This is a genomic window from Leclercia adecarboxylata (assembly GCF_006171285.1).
Classification (GTDB): Bacteria; Pseudomonadota; Gammaproteobacteria; order Enterobacterales; family Enterobacteriaceae; genus Enterobacter; species Enterobacter barmai.
On sequence record NZ_CP040889.1, the window covers coordinates 2,056,186 to 2,075,785 of the forward strand.

At 55.0% G+C, this 19,600-nt stretch carries 17 protein-coding genes and 4 pseudogenes; 7 read left to right on the top strand and 14 right to left on the bottom strand.

Annotation, left to right across the window (positions count from 1 at the left end; genetic code table 11):
- Positions 1 to 98: 98 nt before the first annotated feature.
- The 5 genes from pstS (at position 99) to phoU (ending at position 4,678) form a co-directional block, all read left to right on the top strand.
- Positions 99 to 1,139 (top strand): phosphate ABC transporter substrate-binding protein PstS, encoded by a 1,041-nt coding sequence (pstS, locus tag FHN83_RS11620; RefSeq protein WP_039032221.1) that lies wholly within the window; start codon positions 99 to 101, stop codon positions 1,137 to 1,139.
- A gap of 128 nt (positions 1,140 to 1,267) precedes the next feature.
- Positions 1,268 to 2,227, top strand: a complete 960-nt coding sequence (gene pstC / locus FHN83_RS11625; RefSeq protein ID WP_032615515.1) for a phosphate ABC transporter permease PstC — start codon at positions 1,268 to 1,270, stop codon at positions 2,225 to 2,227.
- Positions 2,227 to 3,117, top strand: coding sequence for a phosphate ABC transporter permease PstA (pstA, locus tag FHN83_RS11630; RefSeq protein WP_039032222.1), 891 nt, complete (start codon positions 2,227 to 2,229; stop codon positions 3,115 to 3,117). The genes pstC and pstA overlap by 1 nt, the downstream gene beginning before the upstream one ends.
- Before the next feature lie 47 nt (positions 3,118 to 3,164).
- Positions 3,165 to 3,938 (top strand): phosphate ABC transporter ATP-binding protein PstB, encoded by a 774-nt coding sequence (gene pstB / locus FHN83_RS11635; protein WP_039032223.1) that lies wholly within the window; start codon positions 3,165 to 3,167, stop codon positions 3,936 to 3,938.
- A 14-nt stretch (positions 3,939 to 3,952) separates the two neighbouring features.
- Positions 3,953 to 4,678 (top strand): phosphate signaling complex protein PhoU, encoded by a 726-nt coding sequence (phoU, locus tag FHN83_RS11640; RefSeq protein ID WP_039032224.1) that lies wholly within the window; start codon positions 3,953 to 3,955, stop codon positions 4,676 to 4,678.
- A 90-nt stretch (positions 4,679 to 4,768) separates the two neighbouring features.
- On the opposite strand, the gene yieH is transcribed toward phoU, so the two are convergent.
- Positions 4,769 to 5,434 (bottom strand): 6-phosphogluconate phosphatase, encoded by a 666-nt coding sequence (yieH, locus tag FHN83_RS11645; RefSeq protein WP_039032225.1) that lies wholly within the window; start codon positions 5,432 to 5,434, stop codon positions 4,769 to 4,771.
- A 169-nt stretch (positions 5,435 to 5,603) separates the two neighbouring features.
- On the opposite strand from yieH, the gene adeP reads away from it, so the two are divergent.
- Positions 5,604 to 6,938: an adenine permease AdeP gene (gene adeP / locus FHN83_RS11650; protein ID WP_138370942.1), complete on the top strand. Its 1,335-nt coding sequence runs from the start codon at positions 5,604 to 5,606 to the stop codon at positions 6,936 to 6,938.
- A gap of 114 nt (positions 6,939 to 7,052) precedes the next feature.
- On the opposite strand, the gene FHN83_RS11655 is transcribed toward adeP, so the two are convergent.
- The 13 genes and pseudogenes from FHN83_RS11655 to FHN83_RS28980 all read right to left on the bottom strand — a co-directional run.
- On the bottom strand, positions 7,053 to 7,619 hold the full coding sequence (locus FHN83_RS11655; protein WP_139563884.1) for an NADPH-dependent FMN reductase: 567 nt from the start codon (positions 7,617 to 7,619) through the stop codon (positions 7,053 to 7,055).
- 38 nt (positions 7,620 to 7,657) lie between these two features.
- The gene (locus tag FHN83_RS11660; protein ID WP_039032228.1) at positions 7,658 to 8,404 is read right to left on the bottom strand and encodes a 4'-phosphopantetheinyl transferase family protein; all 747 of its coding nucleotides are present in this window, start codon (positions 8,402 to 8,404) and stop codon (positions 7,658 to 7,660) included.
- Positions 8,405 to 8,547: 143 nt separating this feature from the next.
- Positions 8,548 to 9,497 (bottom strand): annotated as a pseudogene (gene yidZ / locus FHN83_RS11665) (HTH-type transcriptional regulator YidZ).
- Entirely contained in the window at positions 9,466 to 10,641 is a 1,176-nt protein-coding gene (locus FHN83_RS11670) for an MFS transporter (RefSeq protein ID WP_139563885.1), read from the bottom strand. The pseudogene yidZ and the gene FHN83_RS11670 overlap by 32 nt, the downstream one beginning before the upstream one ends.
- A 113-nt stretch (positions 10,642 to 10,754) precedes the next feature.
- Positions 10,755 to 12,012, bottom strand: a pseudogene (tnaB, locus tag FHN83_RS11675) (low affinity tryptophan permease TnaB).
- 85 nt (positions 12,013 to 12,097) lie between these two features.
- The gene (tnaA, locus tag FHN83_RS11680; protein ID WP_139563886.1) at positions 12,098 to 13,513 is read right to left on the bottom strand and encodes a tryptophanase; all 1,416 of its coding nucleotides are present in this window, start codon (positions 13,511 to 13,513) and stop codon (positions 12,098 to 12,100) included.
- 229 nt (positions 13,514 to 13,742) lie between these two features.
- Positions 13,743 to 13,820 (bottom strand): tryptophanase leader peptide, encoded by a 78-nt coding sequence (gene tnaC, locus FHN83_RS28975; protein ID WP_138370951.1) that lies wholly within the window; start codon positions 13,818 to 13,820, stop codon positions 13,743 to 13,745.
- Positions 13,821 to 14,014: 194 nt separating this feature from the next.
- Positions 14,015 to 15,379, bottom strand: coding sequence for a tRNA uridine-5-carboxymethylaminomethyl(34) synthesis GTPase MnmE (gene mnmE, locus FHN83_RS11690; RefSeq protein WP_039032233.1), 1,365 nt, complete (start codon positions 15,377 to 15,379; stop codon positions 14,015 to 14,017).
- A gap of 103 nt (positions 15,380 to 15,482) precedes the next feature.
- Positions 15,483 to 16,852: pseudogene (yidC, locus tag FHN83_RS11695) on the bottom strand (membrane protein insertase YidC).
- Between the two features lie 2 nt (positions 16,853 to 16,854).
- Positions 16,855 to 17,112, bottom strand: coding sequence for a membrane protein insertion efficiency factor YidD (gene yidD / locus FHN83_RS11700; protein WP_072036746.1), 258 nt, complete (start codon positions 17,110 to 17,112; stop codon positions 16,855 to 16,857).
- Positions 17,076 to 17,435 carry a ribonuclease P protein component gene (gene rnpA / locus FHN83_RS11705; protein ID WP_014072458.1) on the bottom strand — a complete coding sequence of 120 codons (360 nt, stop codon included), beginning with the start codon at positions 17,433 to 17,435 and terminating at the stop codon, positions 17,076 to 17,078. Before rnpA ends, yidD begins: the two co-directional genes overlap by 37 nt.
- A 16-nt stretch (positions 17,436 to 17,451) precedes the next feature.
- Positions 17,452 to 17,592: a 50S ribosomal protein L34 gene (gene rpmH / locus FHN83_RS11710; RefSeq protein WP_003849659.1), complete on the bottom strand. Its 141-nt coding sequence runs from the start codon at positions 17,590 to 17,592 to the stop codon at positions 17,452 to 17,454.
- 230 nt (positions 17,593 to 17,822) lie between these two features.
- A pseudogene (locus tag FHN83_RS28980) lies at positions 17,823 to 17,873 on the bottom strand (hypothetical protein); the annotation flags it as partial.
- A gap of 323 nt (positions 17,874 to 18,196) precedes the next feature.
- Here FHN83_RS28980 and dnaA point away from each other — a divergent pair.
- Positions 18,197 to 19,597 (top strand): chromosomal replication initiator protein DnaA, encoded by a 1,401-nt coding sequence (gene dnaA, locus FHN83_RS11715; RefSeq protein ID WP_039032235.1) that lies wholly within the window; start codon positions 18,197 to 18,199, stop codon positions 19,595 to 19,597.
- Positions 19,598 to 19,600: the final 3 nt, after the last annotated feature.

The window sequence follows — 19,600 nt, forward strand, 5'->3', positions numbered from 1 at the left end:
AACTGTCATAATTCGTACATTTATCTGTCACCTCTTTGTCCTATTTTGCTCATCGTAGCCACTAAACAACGATTTACGAAAATCTTGCAGGAGACATTATGAAAGTTATGCGTACCACTGTCGCAACTGTTGTCGCCGCGACCTTATCGATGAGCGCGTTCTCTGTGTTTGCAGAGGCAAGCCTGACTGGCGCTGGTGCAACCTTCCCTGCGCCGGTGTATGCCAAATGGGCTGATACCTACCAGAAAGAGACTGGTAACAAGGTGAACTACCAGGGTATCGGCTCCTCCGGTGGCGTTAAACAAATTACCGCAAATACCGTTGATTTCGGCGCATCTGACGCTCCGCTGTCTGATGAAAAACTGACGCAGGAAGGCCTGTTCCAGTTCCCGACCGTTATCGGTGGTGTTGTGCTGGCGGTGAATATCCCTGGCCTGAAGTCCGGCGAACTGGTGCTCGATGGCAAAACCCTGGGTGATATCTACCTCGGCAAAATCAAAAAATGGGATGACGAAGCCATCACTAAACTGAACCCGGGCGTGAAACTGCCTTCGCAGAACATCGCTGTGGTTCGTCGTGCTGACGGCTCCGGTACCTCCTTCGTCTTCACCAGCTACCTGGCGAAAGTGAACGAAGAGTGGAAATCCAAAGTCGGTTCTGGCTCTACCGTTAACTGGCCAACCGGTCTGGGCGGTAAAGGTAACGACGGTATCGCCGCGTTCGTACAGCGTCTGCCTGGCTCAATCGGCTACGTAGAATACGCTTACGCCAAGCAGAACAACCTGGCCTACACCAAACTGGTTTCTGCCGACGGCAAACCTGTCAGCCCGACCGAAGAGAACTTTGCTAACGCTGCCAAAGGCGCTGACTGGAGCAAATCTTTCGCTCAGGATCTGACGAACCAGAAAGGCGAAGACGCATGGCCAATCACCTCTACCACCTTCATCCTGGTCCACAAAGATCAGAAGAAGCCAGAGCAGGGCGCTGAAGTGCTGAAGTTCTTCGACTGGGCATACAAAAACGGCGGCAAACAGGCTAACGACCTGGATTACGCCAGCCTGCCGGACAGCGTGGTTGAGCAGATTCGTGCTGCATGGAAAACCAACGTGAAAGACAGCAGCGGTAAAGCGCTGTACTAACAGGATATTTTTGACGAAGATGGCGGGTGGCGCTAACGCTAACCCGCCCTACGGTTCCGACTGTAGGCCCGGTAAGCGCCAGCGCCGCCGGGCATATTCGTAAGACGTCTCAAACAGAAGAGTAATTTATGGCTGCAACCAAGCCTGCATTTAACCCTCCGGGTAAAAAAGGTGACATGATTTTCAGCGCGCTGGTAAAACTGGCTGCGCTGATTGTGCTATTGCTGCTGGGTGGCATTATCGTGTCCCTGATTTTCTCCTCCTGGCCGAGCATCCAGAAATTTGGTTTCTCCTTCCTGTGGACCAAAGAGTGGGATGCGCCGAACGATATCTACGGTGCGCTGGTACCGATCTACGGCACTCTGGTCACCTCGTTTATCGCCCTGCTGATTGCAGTGCCGGTGAGCTTCGGTATCGCCCTGTTCCTGACCGAACTGGCGCCGAACTGGCTGAAGCGTCCGCTCGGTATCGCCATTGAGCTGCTGGCGGCGATCCCAAGTATCGTTTACGGCATGTGGGGCCTGTTTATTTTTGCCCCGCTGTTTGCGACCTACTTCCAGGAGCCTGTGGGCAACGTCCTTTCCGCTATCCCGTTCGTGGGCGCCCTGTTCTCCGGTCCGGCTTTCGGTATCGGCATCCTGGCGGCAGGCGTGATCCTCGCCATCATGATTATTCCGTACATTGCGGCGGTTATGCGCGATGTCTTTGAACAGACCCCGGTGATGATGAAAGAGTCGGCCTACGGTATCGGCTGCACCACCTGGGAAGTTATCTGGCGTATCGTCCTGCCGTTCACCAAAAATGGGGTGATCGGCGGCATTATGCTGGGTCTGGGTCGGGCGCTGGGTGAAACCATGGCGGTGACCTTTATCATCGGTAATACCTACCAGCTCGACAGCGCCTCGCTCTATATGCCGGGTAACAGCATCACCTCTGCGCTGGCTAACGAATTCGCCGAAGCGGAATCCGGCCTGCACGTTGCTGCGCTGATGGAACTGGGCTTAATTCTGTTTGTTATCACCTTCATCGTTCTGGCGATCTCTAAAGTGATGATCATGCGCCTGGCGAAAAATGAGGGGGCACGCTGATGGCTACGCTCGAAATGCAAAATACCGTGGCGCTGGCGGAATCCCGCCGCAAAATGCAGGCAAAACGCCGCATGAAAAACCGCCTCGCCCTGACGCTCTCCATGGCAACCATGGCATTTGGTCTGTTCTGGCTGATCTGGATTTTGTTCTCCACGGTGACGCGCGGTATCGACGGTATGTCCCTGGCGCTGTTCACCGAGATGACGCCGCCGCCAAATACGGCGGGTGGCGGTCTGGCTAACGCCCTGGCGGGCAGCGGCCTGCTGATCCTCTGGGCGACCGTCTTCGGCACGCCGCTTGGCATCATGGCGGGGATTTATCTGGCGGAGTACGGCCGTAAATCCTGGATTGCGGAGGTGATTCGTTTTATCAACGACATCCTGCTCTCTGCCCCATCGATTGTGGTCGGCCTGTTCGTTTACACCATCGTAGTGGCGCAGATGGAACATTTCTCCGGCTGGGCGGGCGTGATTGCGCTGGCGCTGCTGCAGGTGCCTATCGTCATCCGTACCACCGAGAACATGCTGAAACTGGTGCCGGACAGCCTGCGTGAAGCGGCCTACGCTCTGGGCACGCCAAAGTGGAAGATGATTTCTGCCATCACCCTGAAAGCCTCCGTCTCGGGGATCCTGACAGGCGTGCTGCTGGCCGTTGCCCGTATCGCCGGTGAAACGGCCCCGCTGCTCTTCACCGCGCTCTCCAACCAGTTCTGGAGCACGGACATGATGCAGCCGATCGCCAACCTGCCGGTGACGATCTTTAAATTTGCGATGAGCCCGTTTGCCGAATGGCAGTCACTGGCCTGGGCCGGGGTACTGATTATTACCCTGTGCGTACTGTTACTGAACATTCTGGCGCGCGTTATTTTCGCGAAGAAGAAACACGGTTAATTATTGACGGCGTGGCACTCTGCGGCGCCGGATGAGGAAATGAGTCAATGAGTATGGTTGATACTGCCCCGGGTATTCTTTCGGTTCGTGATCTGAACTTTTACTACGGTAAGTTCCATGCCCTGAAGAACATCAATCTGGATATTGCCAAAAACCAGGTAACGGCGTTTATCGGTCCGTCTGGCTGCGGTAAGTCCACGCTGCTGCGTACCTTTAACAAAATGTATTCGCTCTATCCGGAGCAGCGTGCCGAAGGCGAAATCCTGCTGGATGGCGACAACATTCTCACCAATACCCAGGATATCGCCCTGCTGCGCGCGAAAGTGGGTATGGTGTTCCAGAAACCGACGCCGTTCCCGATGTCCATTTATGACAACATCGCTTTTGGTGTGCGCCTGTTTGAGAAGCTCTCCCGCGCCGATATGGATGAGCGCGTGCAGTGGGCATTGACCAAGGCCGCATTATGGAACGAAACCAAAGATAAACTTCACCAGAGCGGGTACTCTCTCTCCGGTGGTCAGCAGCAGCGTCTGTGCATTGCGCGCGGTATCGCTATCCGTCCTGAAGTGTTGCTGCTGGATGAGCCGTGCTCAGCGCTGGACCCGATCTCCACCGGGCGTATCGAAGAGCTGATCACCGAGCTGAAAGCGGATTACACCGTGGTGATCGTGACGCACAACATGCAGCAGGCTGCCCGTTGTTCCGACCACACTGCATTTATGTACCTGGGCGAGTTGATTGAGTTCAGTAAAACGGACGACCTGTTCACCAAGCCTGCGAAGAAACAAACAGAAGACTACATCACCGGACGCTACGGCTGATTCAGGAGTGCGCAATGGATAATCTCAATCTTAATAAACACATTTCCGGCCAGTTTAACGCCGAGCTGGAAAGTATCCGCACCCAGGTGATGACCATGGGCGGTATGGTAGAGCAGCAGCTCTCTGACGCGATCACCGCGATGCACAACCAGGACAGCGAGCTGGCGAAGCGCGTGGTGGAAGGCGACAAAAACGTCAACATGATGGAAGTCGCTATCGATGAGGCCTGCGTGCGCATTATCGCCAAGCGTCAGCCAACGGCGAGCGACCTGCGTCTGGTTATGGCGATCATCAAAACCATCGCCGAGCTGGAACGTATTGGCGACGTGGCGGACAAAATCTGCCGTACTGCGCTGGAAAAATTCTCCCAGCAGCACCAGCCGCTGCTGGTGAGCCTGGAGTCGCTGGGCCGCCACACCGTGCAGATGCTGCATGACGTGCTGGATGCCTTTGCGCGTATGGATCTGGATGAAGCGGTGCGTATTTACCGCGAAGACAAGAAAGTCGACCAGGAATATGAAGGCATTGTGCGTCAGCTGATGACCTACATGATGGAAGACACGCGTACCATTCCAAGCGTACTGACCGCGCTGTTCTGCGCTCGCTCTATCGAGCGTATCGGTGACCGTTGCCAGAACATCTGCGAATACATCTTCTACTTCGTGAAGGGGCAGGATTTCCGTCACGTCGGCGGGGATGAACTGGATAAAATGCTCGCGGGTAAAGATCCGAAAGAGTAACTTGCTTTAACATGCCCGGTGGCGCTGCGCTAACCGGGCTGACATCATTCACAGGCCGGATAAGCGCTAACGCTATCCGGCTTTGTTTTTTTAGCGGGTGATATTCCAGCCGCGCGCTTTCCACAGTTCCGGCAGCTGCGCCAGCTCGGTGAAGACAGTGACCTTTGGATGGTCGAGCGGCGGGTTGTGCGGATCGGCACAGAAGTAGAATACCTCCATGCCTGCGGCGATCCCCGCCTGCGCGCCTGCGCTGGAGTCATCCACCAGGATGCAGTTCTCCACGTTGACGTTCATCGCTTTCGCCGCATGGAACATCATCGCCGGATCCGGCTTCCAGCGCTGGATATCGTAACCGCTGAACAGTTTTTCCGGGAAATGGTGCAGCATCTGCAGCTTGCCAAGGGAGTGCTGCATTTTGCTGACCGGGCCGTTAGAGACCACGCACATCGGCACCGCCATGGCATCCAGCAGGGTGTTCGCACCTGCGATGACTTCCAGTTCGGAGTCGAAAAGGCGTGCGACCTCGGCGCGGTAAACAGGCTCCAGATCCGCTTTCGCGAGGCTAACGCCGTGTTCAGCGTTGATGATGTCGATGATCTCGTAGAGCTTCACGCCCTTAAAGCGTTTGAACGTCTCTTCGAGATCGAGCGTGATACCAAATTCCTGGAACATGGTGACATACGCCCGGGAACAGATGACCTCACTGTCGACCAGCGTACCGTCGCAGTCGAAAAATACCGCTTCAATCTGAGACATGCATTTCCCTTTTTTTAACAAGTTTAACGTTTACGTACTACATAACGTTGAGACGCAATCGTTGCCGTATAAGCAAATTCAATGAAAAAAAGTGCCTCTCAACCGCCCTTATTGTCGCATTTTGGTATAGGATAGCGACGGATTTTCCCTCCTTGTTCGGAAATAGATGATGAGTCAACAACACACTACCCAGTCTTCTGGCGCGGGTTTGCTTGAGCGCGTGTTTAAACTGCGCGAACACGGCACGACGGCACGCACCGAAGTGATCGCCGGTTTCACTACCTTCCTGACGATGGTCTATATCGTTTTCGTGAACCCACAAATTCTGGGCGTTGCTGGCATGGATACCAGCGCCGTCTTTGTTACTACCTGTCTTATCGCCGCCTTCGGCAGCATCCTGATGGGGCTGTTCGCTAACCTGCCGGTTGCTCTGGCACCGGCGATGGGTCTGAACGCCTTCTTCGCCTTCGTCGTGGTTCAGGCGATGGGCCTGCCGTGGCAGGTGGGCATGGGGGCTATCTTCTGGGGTGCCGTCGGTCTGCTGATCCTGACCATTTTCCGCGTGCGTTACTGGATGATTGCCAATATCCCGGTCAGCCTGCGCGTGGGCATCACCAGCGGTATCGGCCTGTTCATCGGCATGATGGGGCTGAAAAACGCCGGTGTGATCGTGGCGAACCCGGAAACGCTGGTCAGCATCGGTAAACTGACCTCCCACAGCGTGCTGCTGGGGGTGCTGGGCTTCTTCATCATCGCTATTCTGGCCTCGCGTAATATCCACGCGGCGGTGCTGGTGTCGATCATCGTCACCACCCTGCTGGGCTGGATGCTGGGCGACGTGCACTATAACGGCATCGTCTCCGCGCCGCCGAGCGTCACCACGGTGATTGGCCATGTCGATCTGGCGGGCTCGCTGAACCTGGGTCTGGCTGGAGTGATCTTCTCCTTCATGCTGGTGAACCTGTTTGACTCCTCCGGTACGCTGATTGGCGTGACTGACAAAGCCGGTCTGGCAGATGAAAAAGGCAAATTCCCGCGCATGAAGCAGGCGCTGTTCGTGGACAGTATCTCCTCCGTGACCGGCTCCTTTATCGGTACATCCTCTGTAACCGCCTACATCGAATCTTCTTCCGGGGTTTCTGTCGGTGGCCGTACCGGTCTGACCGCGGTGGTTGTCGGCCTGCTGTTCCTGCTGGTGATCTTCCTCTCCCCGCTGGCCGGTATGGTGCCGCCATACGCCGCCGCCGGTGCGCTGATCTACGTGGGCGTGCTGATGACCTCCAGCCTGGCGCGCGTGAAGTGGGATGACCTGACCGAAGCGGTTCCGGCCTTTATTACCGCAGTGATGATGCCGTTCAGCTTCTCCATTACCGAAGGGATTGCGCTGGGCTTTATCTCTTACTGTGTGATGAAGGCGGGTACCGGACGCTGGCGTGAGATCAGCCCGTGCGTGATGGTCGTTGCGCTGCTGTTCATTCTGAAGATTGCGTTTATTGATGCTTAACAAAAGCAAAACAGCAACGTAAGTTGCTGTTTTTAGTGTTTGCACCCTCTCCCTGTGGGAGAGGGCCGAGGGTGAGGGCATCAGGCCGCACCCACCCCTTACCTCGAACCCACCTTACGCTTTAACCCGCTGAATATACTTCCCGAATGCGCTCAGCTGGCCGCTCAGATGATCCAGCGTGCTCTGGTCAACAACTTCACCCGTCTGTGGGTCGACCTTGTTCTGAATCACACCGCCCATAAACTCCGGCTTGTTCATCACCATCGCATCCATGAACACCAGGATCTGACGCAGGTGATACTGGCAACGCGCGCCGCCGATAGCCCCCATTGAGCTGGTCTGGATCAGCACCGGTTTACCCGCCAGCGGCTGTTCCGGCAGGCGAGAGAGCCAGTCAATGGCGTTCTTCAGGCCACCCGGCACGGAATAGTTGTATTCCGGGGTGACAATCACCACGCCGTCTGCCTGACGGATCTGCTCTGCCAGCGCTTCTACCGCAGCCGGGAATCCCTCTTCCTGCTGCACATCCGCGTCGTACAGCGGAATATCACCGATCGACGGCAGGGCGGTAATTTCCATCCCCTCAGGTGCCAGCTTCGGCAGGGTGCGGGCAACCATCCCGTTAAATGAACCCTTGCGCAGGCTTCCCAGTAACGTAACAACATTCAACGTATCAGACATCACTACTCCTTCTTCATCATGATGGCCCTGCTGAAGGGTCAGGTGAGGATAATCGCTTTTTCCGCCGGTAGACTGGTCAGCCGCATCAGGCGAGCCGCCGGTTCGTTGGCGCGGGCGGGAACGTCCGGCAGGCTTTGCCATCCAAGGCGGCCGTCGAACTCCCAGATTTTTAGCCTTTCAATGGCCGGGGTGACGGCAATCGACCAGATCAGCACGTCTTCGGCGTCGCTTAAGGCTTCGACCTGCGCGGCTCTGGAGGCCCGCAGACGACCGGAGCCCGGTAACAGTTGCAGCAGGCTGGCGCAGTCGTTGGCCTCGCCTGACAGCTTACGGATGCACTGGCGCAGGGTAATCAGCTGCGCTCTGGCTTCATTGGGGTCGTTCTGATTACGCACCCATAAGTTCTCGTTGCTGGACAGCGGGTAGGTGTCATGCGCGTGGGTACCATCCAGGCTGCGAATGGTTCGCTGCAGCTCCATATCCAGACCGCAGTCGCCCTCGGTGGTCAGCACCAGGCCCACGATATTGCCGGCGTAGGCAATGGAAAAACGGGGAAGCTCTGGATCGGCAAACACCGGGCGACCCTCAGGTTCGGTAATCACTTCCGGCAGCTCGCTGGTGCCGTAAAGCATAAACATCAGCTCCGCGAGCAGCGCCCGGGAGGCCAAAAAACGTATTCGACGATGTTCAGGAAGCTTTCGCGCTTCGTTGTGGCAGGATGGCGAGAGCCTGGTCGAAACCACCCATCCCTCGGTCAGCGTCCCTCTTGCAAAATGCGTAGCCATTTTTCACTCCATGATAATGGTTAGTCGTCAGGTTAAACGGTTACATGATTATCGCTTAACTTGCTTACTGTTTTAATGGCTAAATGGGGGTAATGGAAGTTTTGCGGCGGAACTTTACATTTTCTTAGCCAAAAACCAGACATTTAGCGCAACGGCGAACCATACAGCGCCTTAATGGTTTCTCTCAGCCAGAGGGTTTTGGGGTTGTGGCTGTTACGCTTATGCCAGATCAGGGTAAAAGGCACGGTGAGCTTTTGCGCCTGCGCTTCATCAATGGGGATCGGCAGGGTAACCAGCTTACGCTGGTGAAGCTGATTATAGTGATGGCAGTAGTGCGGTGCCGTCGCAATGTAGTTATGACCCGGCTGCGCCGCCATAAACATCGACTGCTCGAATCCGGGCAAGCTCATGGCGATATTACGCGTCCGCCCCATCTCTCTCAGCACCTCATCCAGCGCCCAGGTGTCGCTACGCTCCCAGAAAATGCTGATATGCGGATAGCGCAGGAACGTCTCCAGGTTCCACTCTTCCTGGAGGGCCGGGTGATCCTCGCGCAGATAGACGCACGGACGGTCGCTGAACAGAATTTCGACGGCATCAGCTTCAGCAATTCGCGGGAGCGGGGGTGCGTTTCACGGCCGGTAAAACCGAGGTCGACCTCTCCGCGGGTAATAGCGTCCAGCGAATCGTAATCCCAGTGGCGCATCTTCACGGTCGCCTGGGGATAACGCTGATTCACCTGCTCCAGCAGGGCGTTAAAGCGGATCAGCATTAGCGGCGTTTCTGCCGCCAGCTCAAAGGTCAGGCCGCCGGGGGAGTCATGGTGGAATTTATCGAGGATCTGGTTGCCAATCTGCATCCAGTCGGCCAGATCCTGCTCCAGACTCACCGTCAGCGGGGTTGGCAGCAGCCCCAGCGGGGTCTTCACAAACAGCGGATCGTCGAACCAGTCGCGCAGCTTCGCCAGCGATTTACTCACCGCGGACGGCGTGACGTTCATCCGTTTCGCGGCTTTGGTGACGCTGCGCTCCTGTAGCAAAAGCTGCAGGCACAACAACAGGTTAAGATCGAGATTGCTGAGGGGCTTCTTCATGTTGCGCTGCGGGCCGAATGACCATAAGTAGGATGATGCAGAGCATGCTACAGCCAATCAGAACCCCGATCAGCATATTCAATGCATTCAGCCCAATTATTGCTGCCAGCCAAATCCACAGCGATGAGCCGCAAACCTGAGTGATGCCCAGCACCGAACTGGCCACGCCCGCGCGCAGCGCAAACGGGCCTAACGCCTGGCTCATCGCCACGCCAAAGCCCACCGAGAACCCGGCGCAAATCAGGGTGATACCTGCCAGCATCAGGGCTGATGAGCTGGCGGTCGCCAGAAGCATGCCTGCCGCCAGGAACAGCACCTGAGAGGTGAGCATCAGCGTGCGCTGGCTGAAGATATTCAGCGCAAACGGCGTCGAGAAGGATACGGCCATGCTGACCAGGGCGGTTAACGCCATCACCGTGGAATATTCCCCGCGATCAAAACCCATGATTTCCATTAATAACACCGGGGAAACGTTTACATAGGTCAGGATCACCGCCACGCTCAGGGTGGTGATCAGCAACCGGCTGATGAAGAAGCGGTTGAGCAGCTTCTCTTCCGGCGGCACCGACGCGGTATGACCCCGGTTTTGTGCCCCGGGATGGGTCTCTTTCAGCACCGCGATCGACAGGATAAAGACCAGCATCCCCATTGCCGCCATCGTCCAGAACAGGCTCTGCCACGGAAATTGCAGCATGATCAGGTAGCCCACCACCGGCGCCAGCACCGGGATAATGCAGGTGATGCCGTTCATCATGGAGAGCACTTTGGCGCGGCGCTGGGTGCTTAAGGTATCGCGCAAAATCGCAAAGGCCACCACGTAGCAACCGCCCGCGCCGATGCCCTGGATAAAGCGCCCGGACAGGAACAGGGTGCTCTCCTGCGCCATTGAACAGAGCACCGAGGCGAGGGCGAAAATCACGGCACCGGTAATGGCGATGGGCTGTCGCCCGGCTTTGTCGGCAATCTTTCCGGCAAACACCATCGATGACGCCATCCCCGCAAGGTAGGCTGAAAACGCGATATGCAGCTGCGCTTCGCTGGCGCCCAGATCCCGGGCGATGTGCGGCAGCCCCACCAGATACATATCGATGCCTGATGGATAAAGCAGCACCAGCGCAAAACTACAAAACAGAAAACGAGCCATAAAACCCCCATAAATGCAGGCAAGAAGAATAGGGGGAGAGAGCGTTATTAGCGAGTTGCCATTTGGACAAAGGTGATTTCCTCGCAGGAAATCACCTCAGAAAAGGGGCGGGCTCAACCAAAGCGCGGCAGGAAATTAAAGACATTGCCGAACCAGCAAACAATGACCGCGACCCCGAACAGGATCACCAGCGAGGGGATCATCATCCCGCCCCAGACGGTAAACATCTTATTCGGGAACTTCTTTCGCGCTTTCAACGCCAGAACCGCTGGGATAATCACCGCCCAGATGGTCGCACACAACCCTGCGCCGCCAATACCGTAGATAAACCCGTTCGGGAAGATCAGGTACAGAATCGTAGGGGGCAGGAAGGTCAGCATGACTGTTTTCAGACGACCTGACGGGGAATTGTCGAGCTTAAAGAGGTCGGCAAGATAGTCGAATAACCCCAATGTAACGCCAAAGAAGGAGCTGGCTACGGCCAAATTGGAGAATACCAGTAAGCAAAATTCGATAACCCCGTGCTGCCGGGTACCGAGGAAGGATTTCACCAGTGAATCGACGTTGCCCCCTGACGAGATGATCTCGTTGAAGCTGTCGCGGGTAATATTCCCCATCGTGCAGTACAGCCAGAACAGGTAGATAAACAGCGCCAGCAGCGAGCCGAACACCAGGCTTTTGATCAGCTTATCTTTCCGCTTGCCATAGCAGATGATGAGACTGGGAATGTTGCCATGAAAACCAAAGGACGCCAGACAGACGGGCAGGGCCATAAAGATATAGGGGAAGTAGGAGTTGTTGCTGGCTGAGGTGACGTTGATATCTCTTAATATCGAGTAGTCAACCTGGAAGAAAAAGGAGCCAAATACAACGATAAAGGCGATGATCTTAATGCCTAAAAACAGCGAGGTAATTCTACTGGCGGCTAATGAGCTAAACCACAATACGGCAGCGACGAAGAGCGCTGTACTGACACCCACAATGCGGGGATTGACGTGCGTCCCCTGATTCATGGCGATGGTTTCGCTGATTATTGCGCCGTTGGCGGAAATATAGGCATACGTCAGGATATAAAGAACAAATGCAACCGTTAAACCGCTGACTATATTCCACTTGTTACCAATCAGATCTTTGGTGACCGTATTAAAACTTGAGCCGACAGGATAATTTAAATTTGCTTCCAGTAATAACAGCCCGGAGTGAAGCATCGAAAACCAGGCAATAATTAAAATAAACGCGCCCCAAAAAAACCACGCCCCTGCCAAATCCACGGGTAAAGCAAACATCCCCCCCGCCAATAACCGTACCTGCTATAACCATGACACCCCACACCGAGGAGTGTTTAGTCTCTAACTCTAAAGTCTGTTCCATGGTGCCCCCATCAATGTGGCAAGCTTGACGTTGTTAATCGTTTTTTGCGGGTGGCTAACGTTATTTAGCCACCCGGGGAGAGACGTTAAACTTCTTTGAGTTTTGCAGTGAAGTGGCGCAATACTTTCGGTTCGTAGGTAAAGGTTAATCCCTTAATATTCATCGCATTTTCTTTAACGTGCTTAAAGGCTTCGACGATGAAATCCATATGGGATTGCGTGTAGGTTGCGCGCGGAATGGTTAAACGCAGCAACTCTGCCGGGCAGGGTAACTGTTTGCCGGTTTTCGGATCGCGGCCTAACAGGAACGAACCGATTTCAACTGCGCGAATACCTGCGACTTTATAGAGCTCACAGGCCAGCGCCTGCGCCGGGAACTGCTCTGCCGGAATATGCGGCAACAGCTTGCCCGCATCCACAAAGGCAGCATGGCCGCCCGCCTGCTGGCAAACCACGCCGATGGCTTCCAGACCGTCGACCAGGTATTGCACCTGATTAATGCGGTATGCCAGCCAGTCCTGGCCCATGCCGTCATGCAGGCCGACAGCCAGACGCTCCATGGCGCCCCCTTCAAGGCCGCCGTAAGTCGGGAAGCCTTCCTGAACGACGCACAAGGTTCTGCATTCGGTATAGACGTCGAAGTAGTCGTCATTCTTGATGCACAGCAGCCCACCCATCGGCACCATGGCATCTTTTTTCGCCGACATGGCCAGCATATCCGCATACTTGTAGGTTTCGCGGGTAATTTCCGCGATGGTCCAGTCTTTATATTCCGCCTCACGTTTCTGAATAAAGTACGCGTTTTCAGCGAAGCGCGCGGAATCCATGACCACCGGGATATCGTATTTTCTGGCAATCGCATACATCGCCTTCAGGTTTGCCAGCGACACCGGCTGCCCACCGGCGGAGTTGCTGGTGATGGTCGCGACAATATAAGGCACATTGCTCGCACCCACTTCCTCGATGCCGTTTTCCAGACCCTGCAGGTCAAAGTTGCCTTTAAAATCGTAACGGATGCCGGTATCAAAGGCTTCCTTGATATAGACGTTGCGCACGGTGCAGCCGTTTATCTGGCTGTGGCCCTGGGTGGTATCAAAGAAGTAATTTGAGAAGGCGACCATCTTCGAGCGGTCTAACCCCTTTTCCTGCTCGCGTTTTTTGATTAAGACAGGAATATAAATCTGCTCAGCGCCGCGACCCTGGTGGGTTGGGATAGTATATTGATAGCCGAAAATCTCATTCACGGCGTTGGACAGCGCATAGTAGCTGCGGCTTCCGCTATAGGCTTCGTCACCGCGCAGCATGGCGGCCTGCATATTTTGGGTGACCGCGCCGGTGCCGCTGTCGGTCAGTAAATCAATAAACACGTCTTCGCTATCCAGCAGGAACGGGTTCATGCCTGATTTAATAATAGCGTTTTCGCGATGCTCCCTTGTGGTACGTTTAACCGGCTCAATAACTCTGATGCGAAATGGCTCTGGTAAATGTTTGAAGTTTTCCATTATATAATTCCTGTTTTTATCGCAGCGGTGCTGGTGGTTATTTTAAATAACCATAAATAGCGGCAAGCCTGAGCTGGATATAACGCCACGCAGTAGGGAGAATAATTCTCACCAACACAGACGTGCAGAGGCGCTATTGCGGTTCTACAAGCGCAATGATTTCAGGCATACCGGATAAATAGAGTGTTAGTCTATTCAGGTTGCATAGAGAAAATGAGGCGAAGGGAGATTACGGATGGTGATTGACAATTTTATTGTCAATATTGAACCACTTAGAGGTGATGTATGTATTTAAGATAATCGTCATTGATTTATCCTCATTAGACACGCTACTACATTATTCGAATGAGAATATTTGTCTATGTGCAGAGATATTAATTGTGATTGTAATCACAGAGAATATAGCTGATATATTTGGTATTTATTCGGGTAATACAGAAAAGAAAAAAGCCGCAATAACATGAACGTTATGCGGCTTTTTAACAGAGGGCTGAAACGGACTTATTTCCCGATACAGAAGCTGGAGAAGATCCGCCCCAGCAAATCATCCGAGGTAAACTCCCCGGTGATTTCGCTTAACGCCTGCTGGGCCAGACGCAGCTCTTCCGCCAGCAGTTCTCCGGCCCAGGCGCCGAGCAGCTGCGCTTTGCCCTGATCCAGATGCTGTGCCGCCTCTTCCAGCGCCTGCAGATGGCGACGACGGGCGAGGAAGCCGCCCTCCATGCTGGTATCGAAGCCCATGCTCTGCTTCAGATGGTTGCGCAGCTCATCCACACCCTCGCCGGTACGCGCCGACAGGCGAATGAGTGAGTGACCGTTCACATCGCTGAGGCCCAGCGTTTCACCGGTCACGTCCGCTTTGTTACGCACCACGGTGATCGGCAGTTTTGCCGGCAGGCGGGCGATAAAGTCCGGCCAGATCTCTGCCGGGTCGACGGCGGCGGTGGTGGTACCGTCCACCATAAACAGCACCCGATCGGCCTGCTCGATCTCCTGCCAGGCGCGCTCGATACCGATGCGCTCCACTTCGTCGCTGGCATCACGCAGTCCCGCGGTGTCGATGATATGCAGCGGCATACCGTCGATATGAATATGTTCCCGCAGCACGTCGCGGGTAGTACCGGCTATGTCGGTCACAATCGCCGCTTCACGCCCCGCCAGGGCATTCAGCAGGCTCGATTTCCCGGCGTTCGGACGTCCGGCAATTACCACCTTCATCCCTTCACGCAGCAGGCTGCCCTGACGCGCCTCGGCGCGCACCGCGTCGAGATCGGCCATCACGTCGTTAAGCTGGGCTTCGATTTTGCCGTCGGAGAGGAAGTCGATCTCCTCATCCGGGAAATCAATGGCCGCTTCCACGTAGATCCGTAGGTGAGTGAGTGCTTCCACAAGATGGTTTACGCGAGCGGAGAACGCCCCCTGCAGCGAGTTCAGCGCGGAGCGCGCGGCCTGCTCGGAGCTGGCGTCGATCAAATCGGCAATCGCTTCAGCCTGGGCCAGATCCAGCTTGTCGTTGAGAAACGCCCGCTCGGAGAACTCGCCCGGTTTGGCGATGCGCACGCCCGGCAGGGTCAGAATGCGTTTCAGCAGCAGGTCGAGGATCACCGGCCCGCCGTGGCCCTGCAGTTCGAGCACGTCTTCACCGGTGAAGGAGTTCGGGCCCGGGAACCACAGCGCGATACCCTGATCCAGCGCCGTACCGTCGTTATCCTTGAAAGGCAGATAGTCGGCGTAGCGTGGCTTTGGCAGTTTGCCCAGCACCGCTTCTGCCACCTCGCGCGCCTTCAGGCCGGAGATACGCAGAATACCCACACCACCGCGTCCCGGTGGGGTTGCCTGGGCGACGATAGTGTCGTTATGGCTCATGGTTTGTCTCTTCTTAATGCAATAAAAAAGGCGGTCAATAGACCGCCCTGTCATCACTGTTCTTTATGCCGGGTGGCGCTTCGCTTACCCGGCCTACTGAGGATCAGGAATTTTTCTTTTCGCGGCTATGCAGGCCACGTTTTTCCAGACCACGGTAGATCAGCTGCTGCTGAAGGATGGTCACCAGGTTGCTGACGATATAGTACAGCACCAGACCTGACGGGAACCACAGGAAGAACACGGTGAAGATGACCGGCATAAAGGTCATGATCTTCTGCTGCATCGGGTCGGTCACGGTGGTTGGCGACATCTTCTGGATGAAGAACATCGTCACGCCCATCAGGATCGGCAGGATGTAGTACGGGTCCTGTGCGGACAGGTCATGGATCCACAGAGCGAACGGCGCATGGCGCAGCTCAACGGAGCCCATCAGCATGTAGTACAGCGCAAGGAAGATTGGCATCTGGATCAGCAGCGGGAAGCAGCCACCCAGTGGGTTCACTTTCTCGGCTTTGTACAGGGCCATCATCTCCTGGCTCTGACGCTGTTTGTCATCGCCCAGACGCTCACGCATCGCCGCAATCTTCGGCTGCAGCATACGCATCTTCGCCATGGAGGTGTACTGCGCTTTGGTCAGCGGGTACATGATGCCACGAACGATAAAGGTGATAACGATGATGGAGAAGCCCCAGTTACCCAGGAAGCTGTGGATCCACTTCAGCAGTTTGAACAGCGGCTGAGAGATGAACCACAACCAACCGTAGTCTACGGTCAGATCCAGGTGCGGTGCCACGGCAGCCATTTTGTCCTGGATTTCCGGACCAACCCACAGGGTGCTGGCCAGGCTACCGGTTTGACCCGGCTGAACCAGAACCGGCTCAGACTTATAGCCGATCGCGGCAATACCGTTACCGAGGTTCGCAGTGTAGAAATTATTGGAACCCGCGTTATTCGGTACCCATGCGGTCGCGAAATACTGTTGCAGCATCGCCACCCAACCGCCTTTCGAGCTGACGTTCAGGTTTTCGTTATCGGCGATGGTGTCGAATTTGTATTTCTCGTACTTGGTATCTGGCGTGGAGTACGCCGCGCCACGGAAGGTGTGCAGCGCGAAGTTGCTGCATCACGACCGGTCAGGCCGCTCTGTGCCTGGTAGATAAACTGCGGCGTGGTTTCCAGTAACTGGAACGGCTCGTTAGAACCGAGCTCTTTCGGGTAAGTCACCAGCTGCGCCTGCTCAACATCACCACCACGGGTGTTGATAGTCAGCTCAAGCACATCGGTCTTAACCGTAATCAGTTTACCCTGGCCACTGGCCGGTACGCCCTGGTCGGCGGCGCTACCCGCTGCGGTGGTCGTTGTCTGCGTGACCTGCTGCTGAGGTTGAGGATTTTTGTCCTGCTCCCAAGCCTGGAAGATCATGAAAGACACGAACAACAAAGCGATGATAAGAAGATTGCGTTGCGAATCCATCGTTAGTGTTCTCTGGTATCAAAAGGTCCTGGAGGGACGGGATCGTCTCCACCTGGGTGTAAAGGGTGGCATTTTAATACGCGTTTCACCGTCAACCAACTGCCTTTTATCACTCCAAACCTGCGCAATGCCTCAATTCCGTATTGCGAACAGGTCGGTCTGAAACGGCAGTGTGGCCCGAGTAGCGGACTAATCAGGCGTTGATAGACCCGGATAAGGCCGATCAGGACCCGTGAGCCAGGCGACAGTGGCGGCGCCATAATTTTTCCAACGCTTCCGAGAGAGCACGGTTATCGAGGTCGGCAACCCCTTTTTTAGCCACCACCACGAAATCCATTGAAGGCAGTTCATGTTGACGTAAACGGAAGCTTTCACGCGTCAGACGTTTAATCCGGTTGCGTTCATGCGCACGCTTAACGTTTTTCTTGGCGACAGTGAGACCGATACGGGGATGCCCCAGCGAATTTTGGCGGCCGAGGATGGTGATTTGCGGCGTGCCAGCCCGTTGTGGCTGCTGGAAGACGAAAGTGAAATGAGTGGGAGTTAACAAACGTAACTCCCTGGGAAATGCTAGCTTAACCACTCAGGGGTTAGCTTAATTACTTGGAAACGGTCAGACGTGAACGGCCTTTAGCACGACGACGTGCCAGAACCTGACGACCATTTTTAGTAGCCATACGAGCACGGAAGCCGTGAGAACGGTTGCGCTTCAGTACAGACGGTTGAAAAGTGCGTTTCATGGCGATTTCTACCTAAACTTGAATAAATTCAATGACTTTTTATGGAGTCCGAACGAATAACGAACGATGGACGCCGAAGCCATGGGTGATTAAAGAGGCCGGATTGTAATAATTGTACACTCCGGAGTCAATTCTCTTTCCTTATTTCCCGCGTCTTTCCGCACGTTTTTAGCGTGCAAATTGAGCTGCGTCAGACGCAGGAAATCGAGTCCCACGCGCCGGGTGGGGAATTATACGGGCTCCAGGGCAAATCGCAAGGATCGTCCAGGATCTTCGTTAGATCATTTAAGCAAAAAATTGTCGTTACTCATTAATTTTTCCAATATGCGGCCTAAATCGCGGGGTCGCTTCGCCAGGATCGTTTACACTTACCCGGTTTCGGATCCTCCTGTGGATAAATCTGGAAGAAACTGTGAGAAACAGAAGATCTCTGGCGCAGTTTAGGCTATGATCCGCGGTCCTGATCGCGATCCCAGGATCCAGAGCAGGTAAAAAAACCGCAGATAGCGGTTCGCACGTCCCCCTTAACGCCGGGTTCTTTCGACGTGTGTCTACAATCACGACTATTCAATAGCTTTCTTTTTATGTTCGAGTGGAGTCCGCCGTGTCACTTTCGCTTTGGCAGCAGTGTCTTGCCCGATTGCAGGATGAGTTACCAGCCACAGAATTCAGTATGTGGATCCGCCCGTTGCAGGCGGAACTGAGCGATAACACGCTGGCTTTGTATGCGCCAAACCGTTTTGTGCTCGATTGGGTCAGGGACAAATACCTCAATAACATCAATGGACTGCTAAACGAATTTTGCGGTGCCGATGCCCCACAGCTGCGTTTTGAAGTGGGCACTAAACCGGTCACCCAAACTCTCAAAGAGACCGTTAACGTCGCCGCTGCACCCGCGCAAACCGCGCAGGTTCATATGCCGCGCGTCGCGCCTGCGCCGCGGGCTGGCTGGGATAACGTCCCGGCACCGGCAGAGCCGACCTACCGCTCTAACGTTAACGTCAAACACACCTTTGATAACTTCGTCGAAGGTAAATCGAACCAGCTGGCCCGCGCGGCCGCCCGTCAGGTAGCGGATAACCCGGGCGGCGCCTATAACCCGCTGTTCCTTTATGGCGGAACCGGTCTGGGTAAAACGCACCTGCTGCACGCGGTGGGCAACGGCATCATGGCGCGCAAGCCTAATGCCAAAGTGGTGTATATGCACTCCGAGCGCTTCGTTCAGGACATGGTAAAAGCCCTGCAAAACAACGCGATCGAAGAGTTTAAACGCTACTACCGTTCCGTTGATGCGCTGCTGATCGATGACATTCAGTTCTTTGCTAATAAGGAACGATCCCAGGAAGAGTTTTTCCACACCTTCAATGCGCTGCTGGAAGGCAATCAGCAGATCATTTTGACCTCGGATCGCTATCCAAAAGAGATCAACGGCGTTGAAGATCGTCTCAAATCCCGCTTCGGCTGGGGTCTGACCGTGGCGATCGAGCCGCCGGAGCTGGAAACCCGCGTGGCGATCCTGATGAAAAAAGCGGACGAGAACGACATTCGCCTGCCGGGCGAGGTAGCGTTCTTTATCGCCAAGCGTCTGCGTTCCAACGTTCGTGAGCTGGAAGGCGCGCTGAACCGCGTCATCGCTAACGCCAACTTCACCGGACGGGCGATCACCATCGATTTCGTGCGTGAAGCGCTGCGCGATCTGCTGGCGCTGCAGGAAAAATTGGTCACCATCGACAATATTCAGAAGACGGTGGCGGAGTATTACAAAATTAAAGTGGCAGATTTGCTGTCGAAACGCCGTTCCCGCTCGGTAGCGAGACCGCGTCAGATGGCGATGGCGCTGGCAAAGGAATTAACCAACCACAGTCTGCCGGAGATCGGCGATGCGTTTGGTGGCCGTGACCACACCACCGTGCTGCACGCCTGCCGTAAGATTGAGCAGCTGCGTGAAGAAAGCCACGACATAAAAGAAGACTTCTCCAATTTAATCAGAACATTATCATCGTGATGC

What these genes read in the sequence shown, in the direction of transcription:
- pstS (WP_039032221.1), top strand. Translation starts at nt 99, where the DNA reads ATGAAAGTTATGCGTACCACTGTCGCAACTGTTGTCGCCGCGACCTTA.
- pstC (WP_032615515.1), top strand. Translation starts at nt 1,268, where the DNA reads ATGGCTGCAACCAAGCCTGCATTTAACCCTCCGGGTAAAAAAGGTGAC.
- pstA (WP_039032222.1), top strand. Translation starts at nt 2,227, where the DNA reads ATGGCTACGCTCGAAATGCAAAATACCGTGGCGCTGGCGGAATCCCGC.
- pstB (WP_039032223.1), top strand. Translation starts at nt 3,165, where the DNA reads ATGAGTATGGTTGATACTGCCCCGGGTATTCTTTCGGTTCGTGATCTG.
- phoU (WP_039032224.1), top strand. Translation starts at nt 3,953, where the DNA reads ATGGATAATCTCAATCTTAATAAACACATTTCCGGCCAGTTTAACGCC.
- yieH (WP_039032225.1), bottom strand. Translation starts at nt 5,434, where the DNA reads ATGTCTCAGATTGAAGCGGTATTTTTCGACTGCGACGGTACGCTGGTC.
- adeP (WP_138370942.1), top strand. Translation starts at nt 5,604, where the DNA reads ATGAGTCAACAACACACTACCCAGTCTTCTGGCGCGGGTTTGCTTGAG.
- FHN83_RS11655 (WP_139563884.1), bottom strand. Translation starts at nt 7,619, where the DNA reads ATGTCTGATACGTTGAATGTTGTTACGTTACTGGGAAGCCTGCGCAAG.
- FHN83_RS11660 (WP_039032228.1), bottom strand. Translation starts at nt 8,404, where the DNA reads ATGGCTACGCATTTTGCAAGAGGGACGCTGACCGAGGGATGGGTGGTT.
- FHN83_RS11670 (WP_139563885.1), bottom strand. Translation starts at nt 10,641, where the DNA reads ATGGCTCGTTTTCTGTTTTGTAGTTTTGCGCTGGTGCTGCTTTATCCA.
- tnaA (WP_139563886.1), bottom strand. Translation starts at nt 13,513, where the DNA reads ATGGAAAACTTCAAACATTTACCAGAGCCATTTCGCATCAGAGTTATT.
- tnaC (WP_138370951.1), bottom strand. Translation starts at nt 13,820, where the DNA reads ATGACGATTATCTTAAATACATACATCACCTCTAAGTGGTTCAATATT.
- mnmE (WP_039032233.1), bottom strand. Translation starts at nt 15,379, where the DNA reads ATGAGCCATAACGACACTATCGTCGCCCAGGCAACCCCACCGGGACGC.
- yidD (WP_072036746.1), bottom strand. Translation starts at nt 17,112, where the DNA reads ATGGCGCCGCCACTGTCGCCTGGCTCACGGGTCCTGATCGGCCTTATC.
- rpmH (WP_003849659.1), bottom strand. Translation starts at nt 17,592, where the DNA reads ATGAAACGCACTTTTCAACCGTCTGTACTGAAGCGCAACCGTTCTCAC.